A 1,455-nucleotide genomic window follows, 5' to 3' on the forward strand; every position below is an offset into this window, starting at 1 on the left:
ACGCTAAGGTTCCGCTCAGCGCGCCACGGGCCGATGCCCGTCGGGCAGGCGGGTGGCGATCAGCTTGTCGATGCGCCGGCCGTCGAGGTCGACCACCTCGAAACGCCAGCCTTGCGCGTCGACGCACTCGCCGGTCGTCGGCAGGTGGTGGAGATGCGACAGCACATAGCCGGCGACGGTCTCGTAGTCGCGGTTCTCCGGCAGGTCGATGCCCAGCACCTCGGCCATCTCGTCGGCCTGCATGTAGCCCGCGAGCAGCCAGGAGCCGTCGTCGCGCTTGACGGCGTTCTCCTCCTCGCCGGCCTCGAGGTCGGAGCGGAACACGCCGGTGATCGCTTCGAGGATGTCGGCCGGCGTGACGATGCCTTCGAAATGGCCGTACTCATCATGCACCAGTGCCATCGGCACATCCGATTCCCGGAGCTTCTGCAGCACGTCGAGCGCGTCGGCCTGGTCATGCACGATGGGTGCGGCGCGCACGTGCTGGCGCGGATCCAGCACCCTGCCGGCGAGAAGGGCGGCCAGCACGTCGCGCGTCTGGATGACGCCGACCGTGGCGTCGACATTGCCGTCGCCGACCGGCAATCGCGAGTGCTGCGTTTCCATCAGAAGCTTTCGGGTCACCGTCTCGTCGGATTGCAGGTTGAGCCAGTCGACCTCCGTGCGCGGCGTCATCACGGCGCGCACGGCGCGGTCGCCGAGCCGCATCACGCCGGCGATCATGCGGCGCTCGTCGGATTCGATGGTGCCATGGTGCTCGGCCTCGGCGACCAGCATCTTGATCTCCTCGTCAGTGACCTTCTCTTCCGCTTCGCCGGCCTGGCCGAGCAGCCACAGCACGGCGCGGCCGGAGAGGTCGAGCAGGAAGACCAGCGGCGCCGAGACGGTGGCGAGGATCGTCATTGCCGGCGCGGCCCTGACCGCGACGCGTTCCGGGTCCTTGAGCGCGATCTGCTTCGGCACCAGCTCGCCGACGATCAGCGAGGCATAGGTGATCAAGGCGACGACGATGCCGACACCGACGGGGTCGGCGATGTTTTCGCGGATGCCGGTCGACGCCAGATATTGCGCCAGCCGCTCACCAAGCGTCGCGCCCGAGAACGCGCCTGAGAGAACGCCCACCAGGGTGATGCCGATCTGCACCGAGGACAGGAACTTGCCGGGGTTCGAGCCCAGCGCCAGCGCGCGGCCGGCACCCTTGATGTTGCGGTCGATCATCGCCTTGAGGCGGGCGGGCCGCGACGAGACGATGGCAAGCTCCGACATCGACAAAAGGCCGTTCACCAAGATGAGGACGGCAACGACGGCGATTTCAACGTAAAGCATGGGCGGTCAATAGCATTGCTGCAGCGCATTCGAAAATAGCCTGCCGGTATTTTTGGAAGATGACAGGCGCAATGTTCAGGCGGCATCCCAAAGCGGCGCCGCGAAATGCCCGACAAGCGCGTCGAGGAC

General features: G+C 66.7%; 1 protein-coding gene. It reads right to left on the minus strand.

Going from position 1 to position 1,455, the window contains the following annotated elements; all coding sequences use genetic code 11:
- Positions 1-15: 15 nt before the first annotated feature.
- Positions 16-1,326, minus strand: a complete 1,311-nt coding sequence (locus tag EOA27_RS36300; protein ID WP_126081699.1) for a hemolysin family protein — start codon at positions 1,324-1,326, stop codon at positions 16-18.
- Between the last annotated feature and the right edge of the window lie 129 nt (positions 1,327-1,455).

This window comes from Mesorhizobium sp. M2A.F.Ca.ET.037.01.1.1, from assembly GCF_003998075.1.
Classification (GTDB): Bacteria; Pseudomonadota; Alphaproteobacteria; order Rhizobiales; family Rhizobiaceae; genus Mesorhizobium.